General features: G+C 70.7%; 4 protein-coding genes. All 4 read left to right on the plus strand.

The window, feature by feature from the left end; all coding sequences use genetic code 11:
- On the plus strand, positions 1-380 hold a 380-nt coding region (locus AB1634_18665), incomplete at its 5' end, for a hypothetical protein (protein ID MEW6221536.1).
- A 24-nt stretch (positions 381-404) separates the two neighbouring features.
- The gene (locus AB1634_18670) at positions 405-1,043 is read left to right on the plus strand and encodes a hypothetical protein (protein ID MEW6221537.1); all 639 of its coding nucleotides are present in this window, start codon (positions 405-407) and stop codon (positions 1,041-1,043) included.
- 418 nt (positions 1,044-1,461) lie between these two features.
- Positions 1,462-3,573 (plus strand): heparinase II/III family protein, encoded by a 2,112-nt coding sequence (locus AB1634_18675; protein ID MEW6221538.1) that lies wholly within the window; start codon positions 1,462-1,464, stop codon positions 3,571-3,573.
- On the plus strand, positions 3,570-4,760 hold a 1,191-nt coding region (locus AB1634_18680), incomplete at its 3' end, for an oligosaccharide flippase family protein (protein ID MEW6221539.1). The genes AB1634_18675 and AB1634_18680, both read left to right, overlap by 4 nt.

The raw sequence follows: 4,760 nt of genomic DNA on the forward strand, positions 1-4,760 counted from the left end.
GGCACGGCGATGCCCCGGACGTCCAGAACGGCCTCGCCTATCTCTACGCCGAGCACCAGCCCGAGCCCGGCCGGCTGGAGGAGGCCAGGAAGCTGGCGGAAAGCTCCATCAAGGCCCAGCCCGAAAACCCCTCCTTCCTGGACACCGCCGGCTGGGTGCACTTCAAGCGGGGGGAGATGGACGAGGCCTGGCACTACCTGGAACAGGCCATGCGCCTGGACCCGGCCAGCGGGGTCTACGCCCTGCACGCCGCCCAGGTCGCCCGGGCCCGGGGCGAAGGACCCCGGGCCCAGGCCCTCCTGGACCAGGCCCTGACCAGACCCCTGGAGCCGCGCCTGCGGCAGCTGGCCGAAGATCTTGTGGGCCAGTGGCGCACCTGACCTCGTGACCGCCAGGAGGACCCCATGGGCAAGCACCTGCGGCTCTTTCTTCTCACCCTGGGCATGCTGGCCGGCTTTTCCGGCGCCGCCATGGGCTTTGCCTGGCTGCAGGCCAATGTCGTGGGCCCCCTGGCCTTCGAGATCCAGAGCACCGGCCTGGGCCGGTACCTGCTGGACGACCGGCAGCCGGCAGGACCGGGTGTCGACCTTGAGCTGCGGCCGTCCCTGGAGGCTGCAGCACGGTTGGCGGACGACCAGGATTCGAGACGCGCCACCTCCTTCGTGGAGGCTGCCTTCCGGCGGCCGGCCCTGGTGGCGATGGACCAGGAGCGCCGCGGCCAGCTCCTCATCCTCCTGCCCCCGGTCCGGCCGCTTTCGGACCGGGGCACCTCCGGCGCGGTTGCGTGGCCGGCGGGCCAGGAGCAGTTTGCCGCCGCCGCCCCTGCGGCGGTGACCGACACCGGCCCCCGGACCCGGCTCCACCCGCCGGCGCAGCTTCTGCCCGGCGGCGGCGAGCAAGTGATCATCGACACACCAGGCCCCGGCACCCAGCCCGGCGGTGGCGACAACGTGCCGCTTCCCGGCGGCCTGGCGCTCCTGGCCGGCTCCGGCGCCCTGGTGCTGGCGGCGCGCCGGCGGCGACCCGCAAAGGCCATGGAATGAGCTGCCATGGGCAGACCGCACCCCAATTGGGTGAAACGGACGAGCCAAGGCGGCGTGCCCGCCGGAAGTCCGCCCTGGTGACCTCCCATAAGTCCCATAAGTCCTATAGGTCCCATGGGTCCATGGGAGTTATAGGAGCCATGGGAGCCATGGGATGGGCTGCCATGCGCGGGCGTACCCAAACGGGCGCTCCTGGCCAAGGCGGCATTCACCGCCGGCAGTCCGCCATGGCGGCTCGTAACCGGAGCCATACCGATCATTAACCGTGTCCTCATATCCGGCCGGTACGGTGTCTTTGCGAAAGAGCTACGCGTTGCGGCTCACCATCTGGCAAAGAGGCCCAGCTCCCTGGCTGGCCATGCCCGTCCTGGGGCTGCTGCTGTCCTGCTGGGTTGGCCCGGGGCAGGCATTGTCCCAGGTGTCTTCCCAGCATCCCCGGGTGATTCTGACCCCGGAGCGGCTCACGGCCCTGCGCCAGAGCGTCGATCCGCGGATACGGGAGGGTGTGGTGGCTCTGGAAGCGTTTGTCCGGCGCCGCTTGGCGGAGGCCTCCACTGCTGAGCAGCTGGGCACCGACCCGCTGCCGGCCGTGCAGACGGTATCCCTGTTGGCGGCCTTGCGCCGGCAGCCCGAGGTCGTCGGCTACGGTCGCCAGCTCCTGACGGGGCTGGCACGGATCCCAGCCGGCCAGGGCGGCGACACGGCCATCCGCAATCGCCTGCTCGCCATGGCCATGGCTTACGACTGGATCTTTGCCGACCTGACAGACGCGGAGCGCAGCACGGTGGGGGAGGCCATCCACCAGCATCTCCTGGTGGAGCCGGAGGCCACGCATTGGCGGCAGCCAAACTTCGTGTACGGGCACTCCCGGTATGGCAACGTCGCCGCCATGGTGGCCTGCGTGGCCCGCTGGGGGGAAGACGACCGTCTGGCCCCGATCTGCGACACGGTACGCCGTAACCTGGAGGAGGGCTACAACCCGGTGCTCAGTCACATCGGCCGCGATGGCGGCAATCATCAGGGCTGGAAGTACGGCCCGGCCTACTCCCGCCCAGAGGCACACCTGGCCTGGCAGGCTGCCACCGGCCAACTGTGGAGCCAGGATTTTCTCCATGACAGCGTCTACTTCTTCATCTACGGCCGCGACGACACCGGCCGGCTGCCGGCGCTGGGGGACGTCTGGGGCGCTTACCTGCCCGATAGGCACGTGGCGGATCTGACAGCCATCTCGGCGGCCCTGACCGGCAACGGTCATGCCGAGGCCTTCTACCAGCGCTCTGTGGCCGAGTGGTGGGCGCCCTTTCAGGTAATGCGGCTGATCCTCGGTCCAGGCCGGGCAGCCGAGCCCCTGGAAGGCCTGCCCCTGGCCCGGCACTTCCGGGGCAGCGGCCTGGTGGTGGCCAAGGACTCCTGGCGGCCCGACCATCACACCCAGGTGGTTTTCACGTCTGCCCCCTTCTTTGCGGATGGCCATCAGCACCTGGACCAGAACAGCCTCGTGGTCCAGCATCAGGGCCCCTTGCTTCTGGACTCCGGCTGCTATGACAGCTACGGGACCACCCACTGGCAGCGATACTACCGCCAGAGCGTCGCCCACAACACCCTGCTCCTGGATCCGAAGGCGGCGCCAGCCTCGCCCCAGGATCCCGGGAATGGCGGCCAGCGGCTGCCCAGCCCCCTGCCATCCACCCTGTCGGATCTGACCGCAGGCGCCTACCGCCTGGATGGCATCCAATCCTTTTCCCTGCACGACAGCATTGTCTGGGCACGGGGTGAGGCGGCCCGGGCCTACGGTGAGGATCGGGTCCGCTCCTTTGTCCGGGATCTCCTGTTCGTGCCCAGCAGTGACGAAGGGATGAGCCACCCCCTGATCCTGGTGAGTGATGCCGTGCAGCTGGCCTCCCGCCAGCGGCCGGCACTGCTTTGGCACCTGGCCCAGCCGCCGGAGATTGGCCCTGGGCCCACAGCGCGCATCGGCAACGGCAAGGCCCTCGGCCGGCTGGAGGTGCTCGCACCCGTGCCAGTGACCATGACCGCGGCCGGCGGCACCGGCGCCCGTTGGCTGGCTCTGGGCGAGGATCAGCCGCCGGCCACCCCGTGTGAGGCAGACGCCTCCCCCGGCTGGGGCCGCCTGGAAGTCCGCCCCCTGGAGCCCTTGCAGGAGCTGGCCGTGGCCACCGTGATTTTGGTGGCCGACAGCGAGCTGGGGCTCCGTGAGTCTCCGGCCGCACGCCCGTTTTTCGGCGACGGCTGGCTGGCGGTCCGGCTTGCCGACACCCTGGCCATCGTGAGCCGGACGCCGGCGCATGCCTCCTTCGAGCTGGCCGGTCCGGACGGCGGCACAGTCAGTCTCATCATCGTGGCCGGGCTGGCGCCGGACAGCACGGCGAGCGTGGTCGCCGGCAGCAGCCGCTGGCTGATGACTGCCGATGCGAACGGCCTGGCGGTCTTGCGCCCGCATCCCCCTTCTCCTCCCCGGGGCCTGAGCGCCATCGAGGGCGGGGGACCTTCCCCCGGCACAAGGCGATGAGGACCGGCTCCTCTTCTCTGGCGGCCGGCGCGGCGGCTCCTGGCCTGCGCTCCCAGGTCCTCACCCTGGGCCGGGCCCGGGCCCTGGAGAGCGCCACCCAGCTCGTCCTGCCCATGGTGCTGGTGCGTCTCTTGCCGGTGGAGGAGTACGGCCAGTACCGGCTGTTCTGGCTGGCCACCGCCACCTTGACCCTGGTTATGCCCCTGGGTATGCCCCGCAGCCTGCTCTACTTTCTGCCCCGCCTGCCCCGGGAGGAGCGGGCCACCTATGTGGGGCAGACACTCCTGGTGCTGGCCGCCACCGGTCTGGCCGCCGCCCTCCTGCTGAGCCCGGCCAATCCCTGGCGACCGGCCGCCGTTGCCGCCCTGCCCTGGCCCTGGCTGGCCGGTTTTGCCGGGCTGTCGGTCCTGACCACCACCCTCGACTACCTGCCCAACGCCGACGGCGATCTGGCCGGGCAGGCCTGGAGCCTGGTCGGGCTGGCCGCTCTTCGGGCCGGCATCGTGACCGCGGCCGCCTTGGCCGGTGGCCTGCCCCTGGTGTTTGCCGGTCTGGCGGCTTACGCCCTGGCCCGCTGCGGGCTGCTGCTCGTCTACGTGGCCCGGCGGCACGGCTGGCCGGAGCTGGCCCGGGTCCGGCGCCACCTGCGGCCGCACCTGTCCCATGCCATTCCCTTCGGCCTCAACGCCAGCCTCTTCCAGCTGCGGCGCCAGGCCGAGCTGTGGCTCGTCGCCCTGATGTTCCCGGCCAACGCCTTTGCCATCTTCACGGTCGGGGTCACCCAGCTGCCGGTGGTGGATGTGGCACGGCAGGTGCTGGCCGATGTCACCCTGCCCCGGATGAGCGCCCTGCAGGCCCAGGGTCGCCATGCCCAGCTCCTGGCGGTCAACCAGCGGGCCAACCTGGCGGCCGCGGTTCTGATCTTCCCGGTGGTGGCGTTTCTCTTTGCCTTTGCCCGGGAAGCGCTGGCCGTCGCCTTCACCCCCGCCTATCTGGAGGCGGCGCCCGTTTTGCGGATCTCGCTCCTCGCTGTCGCCCGTATGGCCGTGGACGCGTCAGGCATCCTCATGGCTTTCTCCCAGCGCCGCTTTGTGCTGGGCACCGGTGCCGTGCTGCTGGCGGTGTCGGTGGCCACCAGCGGCCTGGGTGCCTGGTGGCTGGGGCCGGTGGGTGCGGCCCTGGGCTCC

This window comes from Thermodesulfobacteriota bacterium, assembly GCA_040755095.1.
Taxonomy (GTDB): domain Bacteria; phylum Desulfobacterota; class Desulfobulbia; order Desulfobulbales; family JBFMBH01; genus JBFMBH01.